Annotated in this window: 14 protein-coding genes; 4 read left to right on the top strand and 10 right to left on the bottom strand. The window is 70.0% G+C overall.

From position 1 onward, the window contains the following. Window positions 1–20 precede the first annotated feature (20 nt). From ACZ4U4_RS02795 to ACZ4U4_RS02785, 3 genes are all read left to right on the top strand, one after another. A complete protein-coding gene (locus ACZ4U4_RS02795) occupies window positions 21–1,091 on the top strand; it encodes a ParA family protein (RefSeq protein ID WP_467868570.1) in 1,071 nt (356 codons plus the stop codon). Next, the gene (locus tag ACZ4U4_RS02790; RefSeq protein WP_467868568.1) at window positions 1,088–2,176 is read left to right on the top strand and encodes a ParB/RepB/Spo0J family partition protein; all 1,089 of its coding nucleotides are present in this window, start codon (window positions 1,088–1,090) and stop codon (window positions 2,174–2,176) included. The genes ACZ4U4_RS02795 and ACZ4U4_RS02790 overlap by 4 nt, the downstream gene beginning before the upstream one ends. Before the next feature lie 290 nt (window positions 2,177–2,466). After that, on the top strand, window positions 2,467–3,084 hold the full coding sequence (locus ACZ4U4_RS02785; RefSeq protein ID WP_467868566.1) for a GNAT family N-acetyltransferase: 618 nt from the start codon (window positions 2,467–2,469) through the stop codon (window positions 3,082–3,084). Window positions 3,085–3,156: 72 nt separating this feature from the next. Here the strand turns inward: ACZ4U4_RS02785 and trxA are convergent, their stop codons facing one another. From trxA to ACZ4U4_RS02750, 7 genes are all read right to left on the bottom strand, one after another. Further along, window positions 3,157–3,483, bottom strand: coding sequence for a thioredoxin (gene trxA / locus ACZ4U4_RS02780; protein ID WP_467868564.1), 327 nt, complete (start codon window positions 3,481–3,483; stop codon window positions 3,157–3,159). 49 nt (window positions 3,484–3,532) lie between these two features. After that, window positions 3,533–4,507, bottom strand: coding sequence for a thioredoxin-disulfide reductase (trxB, locus tag ACZ4U4_RS02775; protein ID WP_467868562.1), 975 nt, complete (start codon window positions 4,505–4,507; stop codon window positions 3,533–3,535). 113 nt (window positions 4,508–4,620) lie between these two features. Further along, complete coding sequence (locus tag ACZ4U4_RS02770; RefSeq protein WP_467868560.1) at window positions 4,621–5,628, bottom strand: anti-sigma factor family protein; 1,008 nt, start codon at window positions 5,626–5,628, stop codon at window positions 4,621–4,623. Continuing rightward, window positions 5,625–6,317, bottom strand: a complete 693-nt coding sequence (sigM, locus tag ACZ4U4_RS02765) for an RNA polymerase sigma factor SigM (protein ID WP_467868558.1) — start codon at window positions 6,315–6,317, stop codon at window positions 5,625–5,627. Before sigM ends, ACZ4U4_RS02770 begins: the two co-directional genes overlap by 4 nt. A 310-nt stretch (window positions 6,318–6,627) precedes the next feature. After that, on the bottom strand, window positions 6,628–8,343 hold the full coding sequence (locus ACZ4U4_RS02760; protein WP_467868556.1) for a protein kinase family protein: 1,716 nt from the start codon (window positions 8,341–8,343) through the stop codon (window positions 6,628–6,630). Between the two features lie 104 nt (window positions 8,344–8,447). Further along, complete coding sequence (gene murJ / locus ACZ4U4_RS02755; RefSeq protein WP_467868554.1) at window positions 8,448–10,625, bottom strand: murein biosynthesis integral membrane protein MurJ; 2,178 nt, start codon at window positions 10,623–10,625, stop codon at window positions 8,448–8,450. Between the two features lie 46 nt (window positions 10,626–10,671). After that, entirely contained in the window at window positions 10,672–12,942 is a 2,271-nt protein-coding gene (locus tag ACZ4U4_RS02750; RefSeq protein WP_467868552.1) for a DUF6049 family protein, read from the bottom strand. A 272-nt stretch (window positions 12,943–13,214) separates the two neighbouring features. Between ACZ4U4_RS02750 and ACZ4U4_RS02745 the strand changes: the two genes are divergently transcribed. Further along, on the top strand, window positions 13,215–14,693 hold the full coding sequence (locus tag ACZ4U4_RS02745) for a CCA tRNA nucleotidyltransferase (protein ID WP_467868550.1): 1,479 nt from the start codon (window positions 13,215–13,217) through the stop codon (window positions 14,691–14,693). Between the two features lie 249 nt (window positions 14,694–14,942). On the opposite strand, the gene ACZ4U4_RS02740 is transcribed toward ACZ4U4_RS02745, so the two are convergent. The 3 genes from ACZ4U4_RS02740 to ACZ4U4_RS02730 all read right to left on the bottom strand — a co-directional run bounded on the left by ACZ4U4_RS02740 (window position 14,943) and on the right by ACZ4U4_RS02730 (window position 18,111). Continuing rightward, complete coding sequence (locus ACZ4U4_RS02740; RefSeq protein ID WP_467868548.1) at window positions 14,943–16,223, bottom strand: MFS transporter; 1,281 nt, start codon at window positions 16,221–16,223, stop codon at window positions 14,943–14,945. 78 nt (window positions 16,224–16,301) lie between these two features. Next, window positions 16,302–17,384 carry an inositol-3-phosphate synthase gene (locus tag ACZ4U4_RS02735; protein ID WP_467868546.1) on the bottom strand — a complete coding sequence of 361 codons (1,083 nt, stop codon included), beginning with the start codon at window positions 17,382–17,384 and terminating at the stop codon, window positions 16,302–16,304. Between the two features lie 46 nt (window positions 17,385–17,430). Next, window positions 17,431–18,111, bottom strand: coding sequence for a PadR family transcriptional regulator (locus ACZ4U4_RS02730; RefSeq protein ID WP_467868544.1), 681 nt, complete (start codon window positions 18,109–18,111; stop codon window positions 17,431–17,433). Between the last annotated feature and the right edge of the window lie 269 nt (window positions 18,112–18,380).

The following is an 18,380-nucleotide window of genomic DNA, read 5'->3' as shown; positions in this document are numbered from 1 at the left end:
TGGTTCGTGGTACCGAAAGCATGGCAGGCTCAGAGGACTGTGAGCCTGATGTCGAGGAGAGTGAATCCTTGCGGTCCGACGCCAATATCGCGGGACCGATGACCGATCCGGTCCCCGGTCCCCGCAGCGAGTCGCTCGGGGAGGACGTTTCACGTGAAACGCCGTCCCCGATGGACGACACCCCGATCGGTCGTGCAGCTCAGCTGGCGGTGCAGGCAGTCGGCCGCTCGGGCGAGGCACTGCCCCGCCCGGAGCAGACACGCGTCATGGTGGTCGCCAACCAGAAGGGCGGCGTGGGCAAGACCACCACGACCGTGAATCTGGCCGCATCGCTGGCGCTGCACGGAGCGCGCGTCCTGGTCGTCGACCTCGACCCGCAGGGCAACGCCTCCACCGCGCTCGGGATCGACCACCATGCCGAGGTGCCGTCCATCTACGACGTCCTGGTGGACAGCAAGCCGCTGTCGGACGTGGTGCAGCCGGTGCCCGACGTCGAGGGCCTGTTCTGTGCGCCGGCGACCATCGATCTGGCCGGTGCCGAGATCGAGCTGGTCTCCCTCGTGGCGCGGGAGAGCCGGTTGCTCCGCGCGATCCAGGCGTACGAACAGCCGCTGGACTACGTCCTCATCGACTGTCCGCCCTCACTCGGCCTGCTCACCGTGAACGCGCTGGTGGCCGGCGCCGAGGTACTGATCCCGATCCAGTGCGAGTACTACGCGCTGGAGGGCCTGGGGCAGCTGCTGCGCAACGTCGAGTTGGTGCGGGGTCATCTCAACCCCAAGCTCCATGTCTCGACCATCCTGCTCACGATGTACGACGGCCGTACGCGGCTCGCCTCCCAGGTCGCCGAGGAGGTGCGCAGCCACTTCGGGAAAGAAGTGCTCCGCACCAGCATCCCGCGATCGGTGCGTATCTCCGAAGCGCCCAGCTACGGCCAGACGGTGCTCACCTACGCCCCGGGATCCAGCGGCTCGCTCTCCTATCTGGAGGCGGCCAGAGAGATTGCCCTGCGCGGCGCGGGTGGTACCGCGGCACAGGAACTGAGTGTGAATTATGAACCGCAGCACGGTACGCCGGAGGGGACGCAGTGAGCGAACGACGTAGGGGACTGGGCCGTGGGCTCGGTGCGCTGATTCCCGCAGCGCCGCAGAGCGCCGAGCAGGGTGGTCCGGCGGTGGGTCGCGGCGCGACGTCACCGTCGGCGGTTCCGGTGCTGGCGCCGGAACGGGGAGTGGCGGCAGCCAAGGTGGCCTCACTGCCGACGGCCCCTGTTTCACGTGAAACATCCGAGCCGTCCACGGGTGGTCCGGCGGCGGGCGCGGAGGTCGCGGGTGCGCACTTCGCCGAGCTGGAGCTGGATGCGATCACGCCGAACCCCCGCCAGCCGCGTGAGGTGTTCGACGAGGACGCGCTGGCGGAGCTGGTCACCTCCATCCGCGAGGTGGGGCTGCTGCAGCCGGTCGTGGTGCGGCAGGCGTCGCCCGGCCGGTATGAGCTCATCATGGGTGAGCGCCGGTGGCGGGCGTGCCGCGAGGCGGGGCTGGCGAAGATCCCCGCCATCGTCCGGGCCACGGACGACGAGAAGCTGCTGCTCGACGCGCTCCTGGAGAACCTCCACCGGGCACAGCTCAACCCGCTGGAAGAGGCCGCGGCCTACGACCAGCTGCTGAAGGACTTCGCCTGCACGCATGACCAGCTGGCGGACCGGATCGGGCGCTCCCGCCCGCAGGTCACCAACACGCTGCGCCTTCTCAAGCTCTCCCCGTCCGTGCAGCGACGGGTCGCGGCGGGGGTGCTCTCCGCGGGGCACGCCCGCGCGCTGCTCTCGGTCGACGACCCCGAGGTGCAGGACGAGCTTGCCCGGCGGATCGTCGCGGAGGGGCTGTCGGTCCGTGCCACCGAGGAGATCGTGGCGCTCCAGGGGTCGGAACCGGCTGCCAAGACGAAGGCGAAGGGGCCCCGGGCCGGTGCCCGCGTCTCCCCCGCGCTCACCGGCCTTGCCTCCCGGCTGTCGGACCGTTTCGAGACCCGGGTGAAGGTCGACCTCGGCCAGAAGAAGGGGAAGATCGTCGTGGAGTTCGCCTCCATGGACGATCTGGAGCGCATCCTGGGCACCCTCGCCCCGGGCGAAGGCCCCGTGCTCGGCGCGCCCCAGGAGAACGACGGCAAGAAGTGAGCTGACCGCTGGGGAAAAGGCGGGCCGTGTACCGGAGGGATGCCGGGACACGGCCCGCCCTTTGCGTTCTCGCGGTACTCCCGTCACGGAAGGCTGGATACGATGCGGGCGGAGTGGCTCACACACCCTGTGCTCTCACATCGGTGAATGGCCATGCGATCGGTGAGCCGCACGGAACCGCTCGCCGTCGGCCCGGCTCGGCTGCCGGAGGAGGCACCGCGGTTCGCCGGGTGCCGACGGTGCGGAGGGCGGCCGCGTGCGGCGGGCGAGAGAAGTGAGGTTCTGGCGCCATGGGCCGTCGGCTCGTACCGCTCACCCTGGACAACCTGTCGGACATCCCCAAGCCCTGTCGCTCCTGTGTGTTCTGGGAGCTGGACCCTGTCAGCGGGGACGCCGCGGTGGCGGCGGGCCGTGCCGGTCCGGAGAAGGAAGCCTGGCTCTCCGGCGTCCTGTTGGACTGGGGGTCCTGCGGGCGAGTGGTCTACGTGGACGACGTACCGGCCGGCTTCGTCCTCTACGCGCCGCCCGCGTACGTACCGCGCGCGATGGCGTTCCCCACGAGCCCGGTCTCCGCTGACGCGGTACAGCTGCTGACGGCCCGGTTGCTTCCCGGTTTCCAGCGTCAGGGGCTGGGCCGGGTGATGGTGCAGACCGTGGCGAAGGATCTGATCCGGCGGGGCGTCAAAGCCATCGAGGCTTTCGGTGACGCCCAGTGGTCCGAATCGGCGTGTGTACTGCCCGCCGACCATCTCCTGGCCGTCGGCTTCAAGACCGTACGACCGCACTCCCGGTACCCGCGGCTGCGGTTGGAGCTGAGGTCGACACTGTCGTGGAAGGAAGATGTGGAGCTGGCGCTCGACCGGCTGTTGGGGGCGGTGCAGAAGGAGCCCGCGCTACGGCCGCTGTGAGCGACGGCATGAGAAACGGGCCCGCCCCCGCAGGGGCAGGCCCGTTTCCCGTGAAACATCGGGGCGTCTCGCTCAGGCGAGGTAGTCCGACAGATCGCGCTCGATGGCGGCCTTGGGCTTGGCGCCGACGATGGTCTTCACAACCTCGCCGTCCCGGTAGACGTTCATGGTCGGGATCGACATGACGCCGTACTTGGCGGTGGTGGCCGGGTTCTCGTCGGTGTTCAGCTTGGCGATGACGATCTCGTCGTGCTCGGCGGCGATGGCCTCCAGCGACGGGGCAATCTGACGGCACGGGCCGCACCAGGTGGCCCAGAAGTCGACGAGAACGGGCTTGTCGCTCTTGAGGACGACCTCTTCGAAGTTGGCGTCCGTAACGGTAACCGTGGCGCCGGCCATGGCAGTCTCCTTTTGCTTCAGGGGTGGTGGAAAGCGGGGAACCGCGGGCTCAGACGGCCGCGGTCTTCTCGGGCTCGGGGGTGGCGTCGCCGTCGGAGAGCGCCGCGAGGAAACGCTCGGCGTCGAGTGCGGCGGAGCAGCCGGTGCCGGCGGCGGTGATCGCCTGGCGGTAGGTGTGGTCCACCACGTCGCCGGCGGCGAAGACGCCCTGCAGGTTGGTGCGGGTGCTGGGCGCGTCGACCTTGAGGTAGCCCTCGTCGTCGAGCTTCAGCTGCTCCTTGAACAGTTCTGTGCGGGGGTCGTGGCCGATCGCGATGAACAGGCCGGTGACCGGAAGCTCGGAGGTCTCGCCGGTCTTGAGGTTGCGCAGGGCCAGGCCGGAGAGCTTGTTCTCGCCCTGGATCTCGGCGACCTCGCTGTCCCACACGAACTTGATCTTCGGGTCGGCGAAGGCGCGCTCCTGCATCGCCTTGCTCGCCCGCAGGGTGTCGCGGCGGTGCACGATCGTCACGGACTTGGCGAACCGGGAGAGGAAGGTGGCCTCCTCCATCGCGGTGTCGCCGCCGCCGATCACGGCGATGTCCTGGTCCTTGAAGAAGAACCCGTCGCAGGTGGCGCACCACGAAACGCCGCGGCCGGAGAGCTCGTCCTCACGGGGCAGACCGAGCTTGCGGTGCTGCGAGCCGGTCGTGACGATGACGGCCTTCGCACGGTGCACGGTGCCGGCGGTGTCGGTCACGGTCTTGATCTCCCCGGAGAGATCGACGGCGACGATGTCGTCCGGCACCAACTCGGCGCCGAAACGCTCGGCCTGGGCCCGCATGTTGTCCATGAGGTCGGGACCCATGATGCCGTCCCGGAAACCGGGGAAGTTCTCCACGTCGGTGGTGTTCATCAGCGCACCGCCGGCGGTGACGGCACCTTCGAACACCAACGGCTTCAGGGAAGCACGGGCGGTGTAGAGCGCAGCGGTGTATCCCGCGGGCCCGGAGCCGATGATGATCACGTTGCGGACGTCGCTCACGGGTGTCTTCCTTGTCTCTGCCGACTGCTTGCTGGGGCTCTGGGAACTCTCACCCCACCCAACGGATCCTACGGGCCGAGCATTCCCGGCGTGCCGCAGCGCACAGTGGCCGATCAGTCCCGGGGGTAGGAGCGGCTCAGAAGCACGTCCCCGGGCGCCGGCGGCGTGGCGGAGATGCAGGAGGCGTCGACCACATAGGCGGTGACGCGCTTCGAGTCGGCGGGCATCGAGAGGACGACAAGATAGACGTTCTTGCCCTGGTAGGTGTCCTGCCGGGCGGCGAGCGGGGCCTCGGGGCGGCCGATGCCCCTGCTGACGCAGGACGGCACGGTGGCGTCCCCGCCGCGCATCGGGGTCTCCGGTTCGCTGCGGGTACCGATCTCCGGGGCCTTCTGCGCGCCCTTGGTGGCGAGGAGCTTGTGGACCTGAGTGGCGAGCGTCGCGGAGGACAGTTCCCCGGGCGTGGCGGTGCCCTTGTTCGCCGCAGTGGTCTGCCGCTCCGGCCCGCCGTCGTCGCCGGTCCCGTTCGAGGAGCTCTGTACGACGATTCCGCCCACCCCGATCAGGGCGGCGGCCGCGGCCGTGCCCAGCAGGACACGGGGCCAGCGACGGGACCGGGGTGCGCGGCTGCCCGGGGTGCGCCGCCCGGGGCCGGTGGCGCCGCGGGGACGCCCGGCCGGCCGATCGGCGCCCGGGGGCGGTGGCGCGGCCTCGGTTTCACGTGAAACATCGGCGGTGTCCACGGCTGTTTCACGTGAAACAGGGCCGACCGGGTCAGGACTTTCACGGGGCTCGGGAACAGCGCCGGCAGTGGGATCCGTGGCCGGCTCGTCGGGTGTTTCACGTGAAACCGAGGGCTCAGGCGCGGCGTTCAGCAGCGCCTCGGCCGCGAGAGCGGCGTCGATGCGCCCGGCGACCTCGGCGGGCATGGACACCGGGCCGGGAAGCGTACCGAGCACGTCCCGGATCTCCTCCAGGGAGGCGAAGACGTCCTCGCAGAGTGCGCACGACGCGAGGTGGGCGCGGACCTCGGTGGTACGGGCCGGAGACAGCAGGCCCTCCGTCAGGTCCGAGATCTCCGCGACCTCCGGGTGCTCATCCGTGCCGGTTGTCGACGTCACGCTCGCCCACCTCCGCCCTTCACGGCACCTGTGTCGTTCGGTCCTGGTGTCGGTGGGACGGATCCCCCCGGCTCCTGGTTCCTTGCCGCTCCTGCCGTTCCGCTTCCGTCGTCGGCCCTGAGATGCCGGACCAGCGGCAGCAGACGGGCCCGACCGCGTGCGCAGCGGCTCTTCACCGTGCCTGTGGGCACATCGAGGACGGTCGCCGCCTCCGCGACCGGGTAGCCCTGCATGTCGACGAGGACGAGCGCGGCGCGTTGTTCCTCCGGAAGCGTACGCAGCGCGCCGAGCAGCTCGCGGTGGAGGTCCTGGCGCTCCGCCGGTACCGCGGCCGACTCCTGCGGCTCCAGGAGCTGGTCCAGCTGGTCGGTCTCGGCGACGGGCGACGTCCGCCGGGAGGCCGCCTTGCGGGCCCGGTCCAGGCAGGCGTTCACCGTGATGCGGTGCAGCCAGGTGGTGACGGCCGACTGGCCGCGGAAGGTATGGGCGGCCCGATAGGCGGAGACCAGTGCGTCCTGCACGGCATCGGCGGCCTCTTCGCGGTCGCCGAGGGTACGGATCGCGACGGCCCAGAGCCGGTCGCGGTGGCGTCGGACGAGCTCCCCGAAGGCATCGGGATCACCTTTGACGTGCAGCGCAAGAAGCTCGGCGTCGCTCGACGTGGTCGCTTCGTCATCTTCGGCGCGCACGGCCCTCCCACAGGTGCTCTTTCCCCCCGCCCCATTGAATCCCGCCGCCTGGCGAAAGTAAATGAAACGGCGGGTGCACGGCCTCACAAGAAGGCCACTGACCAGCGGAAACGGGCCCGTGCTGCGGTGGCCTGCGGTAAAGGGGGAGAAATGCGGTGTTCGTGCACGGGGAAAACCGGGCCTGTTCCGGAACGCGGGGGAGAACCGGCGGTACCGGTCGATCCGTCCGGTGGAAGCGGAGAGTGCAGGGGCCCGGTCGATGGATCGACCGGGCCCCTGCGATGCCTGCGGGATGTCCTGAGAGCCGTGCTCAGCCGGTGAAGGAGATCTCCCGGATGGCCTGCTTGTAGCCCGCGCTGCTGAAGTCGTCGCTCGGTGCGTAGGGCATCGCCGTCATCCAGACCAGGACGTAGCGCGCCTTTGCCGGGGAGTCGAGGCGGACCTTCGCGACGGTCTCCGAGGTGTCCGCACCGCCGATGCGCTTCATGGAGCTGAGCGGAGTGGAGGGTGACAGGGACGGCGCCGCGTAGAGCGTGACCTTGGTGTGCTGGCCCGCGTAGTGCAGATCTATCGACGCGCCTCCGACCCGCTGCTCCGAGCCGAGGTCGTAGACGATGCCGACACCCTGCTTGAAGTGCGGGTTCATGTCGGGGCCGTCGCGGTAGCTCATGCTCCGCCAGTAGGTGCTGGAGTCCTTGTCGTAGGTGTAGCGCACCTGATCGGGATGTTGCGGGCGCCCGTCCGGGTAGTACTCGGCGGCGCTCTCGATCTTGAGCGGCTTGCCGTTCGGCTTGGTGTCGTGGTGCGCGTTGGTCTGCGGGGTCCCGCTGCCGGAGGTGTCGTTCTCCTGCTTGAGCAGGGTGTCCGCCAACTGCCAGCTGCCCAGACCCAGCGCGGCGATCAGCAGCGCGGAGACACACCACTTCAGCGCCTTGCCGGTGCGGCTCTGCAGCGGAGGCGGCGGCGTGGGCACGGGCTGGGTGGCGCGGCTCATCGGATGGTTGCGCGCCGCCTGGCCGTAGCTGCCCTGCTGGTACTGGGTCCGCTGGTACGGCGGCGGGGTGGTGAACGCCGTCTCCGGGGGCCGGATGCGGGGCATCGCCGCCACCGCCTTGGCCAGCTCGTCCGGGGTGGTGCACGGCTGTTCCTGGCGGGAGGCGGTGGCACCGTCGTTGACCAGCGCGCGCATGGCCAGCTCGGACAGACCGCGGTGGACGCCCGCCCGCACCTGGTCGGGGGCGATCAGCCCGACGCCCTTGGGCAGACCGGACATGCCGTAGGCGTCGTTCTCGTACGGCCAGCGCTGGGTCAGCGCGGCGTAGAGCAGCGCGCCGATCGCCTCGGTGTCCGAGCGCTGCGGCTCGTCGCAGGTGAGCCCGCGCAGCGCCGCCATGATCGCGAGGCCGCGGATGCGGTACTGCCCGGATTCCGTGCGGAGCACCGACCCGGGGTTGATCCGCAGATGCGACAGGCCCTCGCGGTGGGCGGCGGCCATCGCCTGGGAGACCTGGCTGACGAGCTGATAGGCGTCGTGCGGCTCCAGGGGGCCCGCGGCGAGCACGGTGGCCAGATCGGTGGCGTCGGGCAGCCACTCGTGGACGACGTAGACGAGGTCGTTCTCCTCGACGGCGTCGAGGATTTGCACGAAGCGCGGGTCGCCGAGGAGCGCCGCGGAGCGGGCCGCCGACAGCACCGGGCGGGCCCGTGGGTGGTCGGCGGGCAGGATGTGCACCCCGACGGCGCGGCGCAGCTTCTCGTCGACCGCACGCCAGCTGCTGAACCCCTCCAGCCGGGTGACGCACTCCTCCAAGCGGTAGCGCTTGGCGAGCTTGTGGCCGCTGTGCAGCTCGGAGGGTTGCGCGTCGGCTGCTGCGGCCGCGTCATCGGTGCCGACGGCTTCCTTCTCCGCGTCGGACGCCTTGTCGGGCTTCGCACCGTCGTCCGTGGCCTTCTCCGCCTTGGCGGTCAGCGGTTGGTCACCGCTCGTGTCGGCCACGTCGACGGCAGCCGTGCTCCGTTCCGCCACCGTCGTTCCTGCCTCCCCATCCGTTGCAGGCTCAATGAGCCACGACAATTGTGCCCACAGTCCGCCACTATGCACGACACGCGGTGGCGGTCGATGGTTGTGCCTCAGCGCCCCAGCTTGGCCCGGACCATGCCGACCAGCGCCGTCATCTCCTCGATGCGCATCTTCCGCGCGGCCACGTAGAAGACCCCCAGAAGGGCGACCGCACCCACGATCAGCGCGGCCAGCGACCCGAGGAACCCGGTGCCCAGTCCCTGCATGATGCCGTACACCGCCGCACCGGCGATGACGGTTGCGGGAATGCTTGCGCCCGCCAGACGGGCGTATGTGCGCACGATACGGGCGCTGTCCAGGTCACCGTTCATCCGCCGGCTCAGCCGGCGCCAGGCGACCACGACACCGATCATGTAGGCGATGCCGTACGCGGCGGCCATGCCGATCACCGCCCAGCGCGCGGGCAGGATCAGGAAGCAGGCGGCCGAGGCGGCGGCGTTGACCGCCGCGACGATCACGGTGTTGTAGAAGGGCGTCCGGGTGTCCTCGTAGGCGTAGAAGGCCCGCAGGATCACGTACTGCACCGAGAACGGGATGAGACCGATACCGAAGGCCATCAGCATGTAGCCCATCGGGACGCCCGCGCCGGACGAGCCGTAGACCAGCGTGCACAGCGGGACGCCGAGCGCCAGGAAGCCGAACGAGATCGGGACGATGGCGACGGCCGAGGTCCGCAGGCCCTGGGACATGTCGTCCCGGACCGCGCCGGTGTCGCCGTCCGCCGCCGACCGGGCCAGCCGCGGCAGCAGCGCCGCCATCACGGAGACGGTGATGATCGCCTGCGGCATGTTCCAGATCAGCTGGGCGCTGGCGTACGAGATGAAGCCGGTGCCGGGGTGGCCCTGGCCGTCCGCGGTGTTGCCGGCCCAGGTGGAGAGCTGGGTGACGACCAGGACGCCCGCCTGATTGGCGAGGACGAACAGGACGGTCCACTTCGCGAGCTTGGCGGCCTTGCCGAGCCCGTGCCCGCGCCAGTCGAACCGCAGCCGGAACGTGAAGTCGGCGTCCCGCAGGTACGGGATCATCGCCAGCGCCTGCACCACGAGACCGAGCAGGGTGCCGATACCCAGCAGCCGGATGCCCTCGTCGGGGATGGTGGTGACGCCGATGCCGGAGGTCTTGGCGGTGCCGTACACCCAGATGAACAGCCCGAACGTGGCGATCATGACGATGTTGTTGAGGACCGGGGTCCACATCATCGCGCCGAAGCGGCCGCGCGCGTTGAGGATCTGCCCCATCACGACGTGCAGCCCCATGAAGAAGATCGTGGGCACGCAGTAGCGGGTGAACGCGACGGCGACCTCGTTGGCCGCCGGATCGCGTGAGATGTCGAACGAGACGAGTTTCACGAGCAACGGCGCCGCGACGACCGCCAGGACCGTGAGCGCGCCCAGGATGACGATGACCAGCGTCAGCAGCCGGTTGGCGTATGCCTCGCCACCGTCGTCGTCCTCCTTCATCGCGCGCACCAACTGCGGGACGAAGACGGAGTTCAGACCGCCGCCGATGGTCAGGATGAAGATCATCGTCGGCAGCTGGTACGCCACCTGCCAGGAGTCGCCCAGCACCGCGCCGCCGAGTGCGGCGACGATCAGCGCGGAGCGGACGAAGCCGGTGAGGCGGGAGACCATCGTGCCGGCGGCCATCACGGCGCTGGACTTGAGCAGACCGGAGGCGCGGCCCCCGGACGGCTTCCCGGCGGCCGCGACCGGCTCCGGCTCGGGCGCCGGCGGCTCCGGAGCGGGGGCCGCCTCGGGCACCACGGCCGCCGGGCCGGGCTCCGCCGCCACCGGACGGCGAGGCTCGTGCGGCTGCTGATCGCGGAAGAGATGCGCGAACGCATCGGGCTCCGGCTGCTGCTCCGCCTCCTGTCCGAAGGCGTCGCCCAGCCCGGGGAACTGCACGGTCTCGGCCGCGTCGGGGTACGGCGCGGCGGCGGGCGGGCCCGCAGGACCGGTCGGCGCGGGAGCACCCCAGCCCTGCTGCTCGGGGGCGTACGGGGCCGCGGGGCGCGGCGGGAACGGTTCGGCAGGTGCGCCCGACGGCGGCTGTACCGCGCCGCCCGGGTATCCCGGGGCATGCCCCTGGTGCGCCTCGTGGCGGGGGCCGTCCGGCGCGTAGGGGCTCCGGCCGTTCAGGCCGTACGGCTCCTGCGGGGTCGGTGGGACCGGCCCCGCGGGGTCGCCCTCGGCGCCCCGGCCGCGGTCACCGTCAAACGGCGCGTTCATCGCTGCCCCACCTCATCCGTCGCCGGCCCTCCGGCCCCGCCAAATATCAACGGTCCACTTTCTCACCTGAGCCGGACGGACCCGAGTTTCCCGAACCGGAGTCCGGTGCGGGGTCACTCGGCTGCCCGGCGTTCTCGCCGCTCGTGTCGTCGGTCGCGTCCGTGCCGTCGCGGTCGTCGCGGTCGTCGCGGTCGTTCGGATCGGACGGGCCCTCGGGCCCGTCGGTTCCGTCCGGACCCGCTTCGCCCTGCGGGCCCTCGCCCGTCTTCCGGGCGGCCGCCCGCTTGCGCTGGAGGTAGATCCGCACACCGGCCAGGACCAGCAGCAGCACACCGCCCGCGATGACGAGCATGACCGTCGCGGTGATCTCCGTGACGTTCACGACGAACGTCATCGGCTGACCGTACGGCTTTCCGTCCGCGGTGTAGAGCTGGGCGTTCACCCGGACCGGACCGTTGGCGTTCGCCGTGGTGTCGAACTTGAAGGACTGGCTGTGGCCGCCGTCCACCTTGATGCGCTGCGGCTCGCCCGCGCTCAGCCGGTTCGGCTGCGAGGACGTCAGCTTCAGCGTCATCCCCTCGACGCCCTGGAGGAGGTTGTTCTGCACCGTCACCGGGATCGTCGCGCTGCGCCCGGAGAGCGTGGCGTTCGACTTCTGGATCAGGTGGACCTTCCGCGTCAGCTCGGTGAGGTAGTCCCGCACCGAGCCGCGGAACGCGGCGGCGCCGGCGCGGTTGCCGCGCCACTGCGTCGACATGCCCCGCATGATCGCGTTCCCGAACGGCGTCACCACGCGCTCGGGGCGGTCCAGATTCACCCGGAACTCGTCCAGCGCCGTCTGGGTCTCCTGGATCTGGCGGAACGCCTCGGTGGGCATCTCCTGGCGGCGCAGCGACGACGGGTACGCGGCGCGGCTCGGGACGTGCCGGGTGGCCGACTCGTCGGGCTCGGCGTTGGCGGCGTCGCCGAGATCCAGCGGCTGCGTCCAGTCGGCGGCCTCCAGCGTCCGCAGCGCCGCGGCCATGGCCTGCGCCTGGCTGGTGGACGGCATCCGCTGCGGCGCGACGACGACGCTGCGCTGCCGGCCGGGGTCCTGCAGGCCGATCAGCCGGGTCTGGGCGAGGAACGACTGGACCGCGCGGGTGGCCCGGCCGCTCTGCGTCAGGTCCCCCTCGAAGGCGGTGGACAGCCCCGCGTCCGCGACGACGGCGGTGTTGCCGCCGCCGATCGGCCGGGCCGCGGTGGGCGTGTAGGTCAGCTGGTCGGACTCGCGCAGGCTGTCGCTGCGGGTGATGACGTTGTGGGCACCGGCGGAGGTGGCGACGTCCACGATCGAGGAGTCGATCGCGCCGTCGACGGGCCAGGCGAAGTCCGTGCGCGGCTTCACCCCCAGGGTCGTGTCGACGGTCGTGGACGCCAGCTCCGTGGCCGGGCCGAGGTGTCCGAGCGCGCTGGGCACGTTCTTGCCCTGGTGGGCGAGGGAGGCGAGGTCCGGGTCGGCGAACGGGAGCGCGACGACCTCGTGGGTCTTCACCGCCTCCGTGAGGTCGTTCAGCCACTGCTTGGCGACGGCCTGGTTCTTGCCCGCGGGGCCGTCGGGGCCGTGCACCCGGTACGGCTTGGTCATCGCGTCGACCGTCGCGAGGAGGTCCGGGTCGATGACGAATGTCACCGGGAGGTCCTTGCCGAGCGCGACCATCTGCTGGAGCCGGCCACCGGGCTTGATCTCCGAGGCGAGATCGTCGTCACGGAAGACCGGCGTCTGCTGTGCATCGGCGTCGGTCTGGGCCGTGAGATGGGTGGAGGAGATCAGCGGCCACATGTAGGTGAGCTGCGTCTTCTTCCCCGCATCGCCTTCCTGCCAGGGGAGGAAGGTCCGCTCCATGCCGAGCACCTGCTCGTACTGGCCCTGCGAGCGGCCCGAGAGGGAGACGCCGAGCTGGTACACGCCGCCGTCGCCGAGGTCGAGGTCCTTGACCGGGACGCGGAGCGAGAAGGAGCGGCTGATGCCGGGCCGGAGCGGGTCGATGTCGGCGCTGCGCCCCTTGACCTCGGGGCCGTCCTCGGCCGGGGAGAACCCGGTGCGCCGGGCGGCGGCGTCGAGCGCGCTGCGCCCGTTGAGCGCCGGACCGCGCCGGACGGCGACATGGGCGTCGGTGACCGTGGTCCGGCTCTCGTTGGTCACGGTGCCGGAGACGGTGACGGTGTCGCCCTTGCCGGGGGCCTGCGGGGTCAGCGAGTCGATGCTGACGTCGACGGTGCGCGGTCCGGTGGCGGCGTGCGCCGCCGGGGCCTGCGGGAGCTGCACCAGGCCCATGAGCAGGGGCACCCCGGTGAACAGCGCGGCGCAGCGTCGTAGCCGGCGCCCGCGCGGCCGTTCAGTCCACCGGAACCTTGCCGCATCGGCCACGCGCTCGCCCGTCCCTCGTCGTCGTCAGTGGTCGTCGGAATGTGCGTCCCCGCATGGTAACGAGGTGCGCAGTGGCGTCGTGCCATGGTGCACGCCACAAGATCACGGGCCGGCCGGTCACGGCGGCGCCCTCGACGGCGGGACACCGGGCGTGGCACGGGCACGTACCCTTTTCAGTTGTGCCGAACGCCAACAATGACATCCCCGCCCCGCAGTCCGAGCGGTCTGCGCAGTCGACGAATGCGCTGAGCCAGGTGCAGCGCCGTGCCGTGAGCGAGCTGCTGCGGGTCTCCCCCGTGGCGGACGACCTGGCCCGCCGATTCCAGGAGGCCGGGTTCACACTTGCCCTGGTCGGTGGTTCGGTGCGGGATGCGCTCCTGGGCCGGCTCGGCAACGACCTGGACTTCACCACGGATGCGCGCCCCGAGGACGTTCTGAAGATCGTCCGTCCGTGGGCCGACGCGGTGTGGGAGGTCGGCATCGCGTTCGGCACGGTCGGCTGCAAGAAGAGCTCCTTCGACATCGAGGTGACGACCTACCGCTCGGAGGCGTACGACCGCACCTCGCGCAAGCCGGAGGTGTCCTACGGCGACTCCATCGAGGAAGATCTGGTCCGCCGTGACTTCACGGTGAATGCGATGGCCGTCTTCCTCCCGCAGAAGGAGTTCATCGACCCGCACGGCGGCCTGGAGGACCTGGCGGCCCGGGTGCTGCGGACGCCCGGCACCCCGCAGGACTCCTTCTCGGACGACCCGCTGCGGATGATGCGTGCGGCCCGGTTCGCCGCCCAGCTGGACTTCGAGGTCGACCCCGACGTCGTGGCGGCGATGAAGGCGATGGCGGGGCGGATCGAGATCGTGTCCGCGGAGCGCGTCCGGGACGAGCTGAACAAGCTGATCCTGGCGCCCCACCCGCGCAAGGGCCTCAAGCTGCTGGTCGACTCGGGGATCGCCGAGCGGGTGCTGCCCGAGCTGCCCGCGCTCCGGCTGGAGCGTGACGAGCATCACCGCCACAAGGACGTCTACGAGCACACGCTCACGGTCCTGGAGCAGGCGATCGACCTCGAAGAGGACGGGCCGGACCTGGTGCTGCGGCTGGCGGCGCTGCTGCACGACATCGGGAAGCCGAAGACCCGCCGGTTCGAGAGCGACGGCCGGGTCTCGTTCCACCACCACGAGGTGGTCGGCGCCAAGATGACCAAGAAGCGCATGATCGCGCTGAAGTACTCGAACGACCTGGTGAAGGACGTTTCGCGGCTGGTGGAGCTGCATCTGCGCTTCCACGGTTACGGGACCGGCGAATGGACGGACTCGGCGGTCCGCCGCTACGTCCGCGACGCGGGCCCGCAGCTGACCCGGCTGCACAAGCTCACCCGCTCGGACTGCACGACGCGTAACAAGCGGAAGGCCAATGCCTTGTCGCGTGCGTACGACGGTCTGGAGGAGCGCATCGCGCGCCTGCAGGAGCAGGAGGAGCTGGATGCGATCCGGCCCGACCTGGACGGCAACGAGATCATGCAGATCCTGGACATCGCCCCGGGACCGGCCGTCGGCAAGGCGTACAAGCAGATGCTGGAGATCCGGCTGGAGAACGGTCCGATGGAGCGCGAGGACGCGATTGCCGCGCTCAAGGAATGGTGGGCCGGCCAGCAGGGCTGAGGCCGCGGTGTTTCACGTGAAACCGGGTGGGCGACCGCGTGGTTTCACGTGAAACCGGGGGCAGGCGTGCCGCGTTTCACGTGAAACACGGGCGGGGGTGTCTCGGTTTCCCGTGAAACATCGGGCCCGACGGACCGTTTCACGGGAAACATGGCACCCCATCCGAAGGAATGTTTCCCGTGAAACATCGGCCGGTGTGCTTGCTGGAGCGCGGATCCGTACGGCCGCCTGTACGGCTGCCGGGGAGACTCACAGGGACGGGCGGATTCGCAGTAGTCCGGAGCGGGCCATCACGAGGACGGTCGCCGCGTAGAGGCAGGCGATCACGATCACGAGCGGGACCGAGCGCCCGTCCGGCGGCAGTATGAGCGCGGCGACCGCCGCGGCGCCGACGAACGCGACGTTGAACAGCACGTCGTAGACGGCGAACACCCGGCCGCGATAGGCGTCGTCGACCGTCGCCTGCACCACCGTGTCCGTCGCGATCTTCGTTCCCTGGGTACTCAGCCCGAGCACCAGCGCGGCGACGAGCATCGGCCGCAGGGTGAACGTCAGGCCCAGCGCCGGTACCAGTACGGCTCCGAGGGCGGCGCAGCAGGCGATCCACCCGAAGAGGGTGACGCGGGAGATGGCCCATGGCGTGATGAGCGCCGCGGCGAAGAAGCCCGCCCCCGAAACGGCAACCGTCAGCCCCAGCAGGGCCAGGCCGTCGGCCGGTGTGGAGGACCAGGCGTAGCGGCAGAGCATCAGCACCATGACGGTCAGCGCGCCGTAACAGAACCGGACCGCGGTCATCGCCGCCAGGGCGTGCGCCGGAGCCCGCCGCCGGGCGAGGTGGCGCAGCCCGTCCATGAGGCCGCGTGCGGTCGTCAACACAGCGTCTTTCACGCGCAGTTGACGCTGAACGACATCCGGGCCGAGCAGATCCGGCGTCATCCGCAGTGCGGTGAGTGACGCCGTCAGATACAGGACCGCGCTGAGGAGGATGGTGAGGACGTCCGCGTGGGGGCCGAGGAGCCGGACCGCGAACGCCAGTCCGCCGCCGGCCGTCGCGGCGAGCGTCCCGGCCGTGGGCGTGAGGGAGTTTGCGACGACCAACTGCCGTCCGTCATCGACGACTCGGGGCAGTGCGGCCGAGAGACCGGCCAGGACGAAGCGGTTCACCGCGGTGACGGACAGCGCCGCGACGTAGAAGAGCCAGATAGGCATCGTCGGCAGGAGCACCAGCGCCGCGGTGAGAGTGGCGAGCGCCGCGCGCAGCAGATTTCCGTGGAGCAGCACCTGCCGCCGGCGCCAGCGGTCCAGCAGTACGCCGGTGAACGGGCCCAGCAGCGAGTAGGGCAGCAGCAGGACGGCCATCGCACCGGCGATGGCGGCGGGGGTGGCCTGCTTCTCCGGGGAGAAGACGACGAACGCCGCGAGCGCCACCTGGAAGACGCCGTCGGCGGCCTGCGAGAGCAACCGTGCGGAGAGCAGGGACCGGAAGTCACGCAGGCGGAGCAGGGCGGCGAGGTCGCGCACAGCAGACATGAGGCACAGCCTCACACAGCCCGCGGGCCCCCGGGAGAGATACCCGGAGGCCCGCGGAGCGTGGCGATGAGGGGAGCGTCAGCGCTCGACCTCGCCCTTGATGAACTTCTCGACGTTCGCGTGCGCCTCGTCGTCGAAGTACTGCACGGGCGGCGACTTCATGAAGTACGAGGAGGCGGAGAGCACCGGACCGCCGATGCCGCGGTCCTTGGCGATCTTGGCGGCGCGGAGCGCGTCGATGATGACGCCAGCGGAGTTCGGAGAGTCCCAGACCTCCAGCTTGTACTCGAGGTTCAGCGGGACGTCGCCGAACGCACGGCCTTCGAGGCGGACGTATGCCCACTTGCGGTCGTCGAGCCAGGCCACGAAGTCCGAGGGGCCGATGTGGACGTTGTCCTCGCCCAGCTCACGGTCCCTGATCTGCGAGGTGACGGCCTGCGTCTTGGAGATCTTCTTGGACTCCAGCCGCTCCCGCTCCAGCATGTTCTTGAAGTCCATGTTGCCGCCGACGTTCAGCTGCATCGTGCGGTCCAGGATGACGCCCCGGTCCTCGAAGAGCTTGGCCATCACACGGTGCGTGATGGTGGCACCGACCTGCGACTTGATGTCGTCACCGACGATCGGGACACCGGCCTCGGTGAACTTGTCCGCCCACTCCTTGGTACCGGCGATGAAGACCGGGAGGGCGTTGACGAAGGCGACCTTGGCGTCGATGGCGCACTGCGCGTAGTACTTCGCCGCCTCCTCGGAACCGACAGGGAGGTAGCAGACCAGGACGTCGACCTGCTTGTCCTTCAGGACCTGGACGATGTCGACCGGAGCCTGCTCCGACTCCTCGATCGTCATGCGGTAGTACTTGCCCAGGCCGTCGAGGGTGTGGCCGCGCTGGACCGTCACACCGGCGTTCGGCACGTCGCAGATCTTGATGGTGTTGTTCTCGCTGGCGCCGATGGCGTCCGCGAGATCCAGGCCGACCTTCTTGGCGTCGACGTCGAAGGCGGCCACGAACTCGATGTCCCGGACGTGGTAGTCGCCGAACTGCACATGCATGAGGCCGGGCACACGGCTCTCCGGATCGGCGTCCTTGTAGAACTCGACGCCCTGTACCAGCGAGGCGGCGCAGTTGCCCACGCCGACGATGGCTACGCGAACCGAACCCATTCCGGTTGCTCCCTGTGTTCTCGCTGAGGTCCTGCCGGACAGGACCTCATGTGGTGGTGTCATCGGACGGATCCGGCCGGGAACCACCCCGGTGCCGGGGCAGGCCGTCCGTCTCTCCTGACCGATCCTGCTTGTCCCGCTCAGCGGTCCCGGGCGTATGCCGATCGCGCCCGGTGCGCTCGCTCTCGATGAGTCCGTTCAGCCAGCGGACCTCGCGCTCCACGGATTCCATGCCGTGGCGCTGGAGTTCGAGGGTGTAGTCGTCCAGCCGTTCACGGCTGCGGGCCAGGGAGGTACGCATCCTTTCGAGACGTTCCTCCAGTCGGCTGCGGCGTCCTTCCAGGACGCGCATGCGGACGTCCCGCGACGTCTGGCCGAAGAACGCGAAACGGACGCCGAAGTGTTCGTCCTCCCACGCGTCCGGGCCGGAGTGCGAGAGCAGCTCCTCGAAGTGCTCCTTCCCCTCCCCGGTCAAGCGGTAGACGATCTTCGCCCGGCGTCCGGTCAGAGCCGTGGGGGGCGCGCCCGCGGGCGGTCCGCCCGGCTCCTCCATGAGCCAGCCGTTCGCGACCAGCGCCTTGAGGCAGGGATAGAGGGTGCCGTAGCTGAACGCACGGAAAACCCCGAGTGAAGTGTTGAGCCGCTTGCGCAACTCGTAGCCGTGCATCGGGGACTCGCGCAGCAGGCCCAGAACGGCGAATTCGAGGACGCCGGAGCGTCTGCTCATCCTCCGCCTCCTCGACCTCGCGCGCTCTTTATGCCGTGCTGATGTATCGACTCGATACATCCAGACGATAGAACGCCATGTGGGACGGGACAAGCAAGGGGGCGGTGAACGGCGTCACATCACCGATTCATAGGGTCCAACCTGCCTGATTTGGAGTGAATTTAGACGGTGGGCAGGTTTTGGCCGTGCGTAGTCTGTGCGGCATGCAGACTGCCGGGAACCGTGGGCCGATAACTGGCGTCCCCGTGCTCGGTGTAGTGCGGCCCGCG

Source organism: Streptomyces sp. NPDC029159, assembly GCF_055564055.1.
This window is presented reverse-complemented; position numbering and strand designations above follow the sequence as displayed.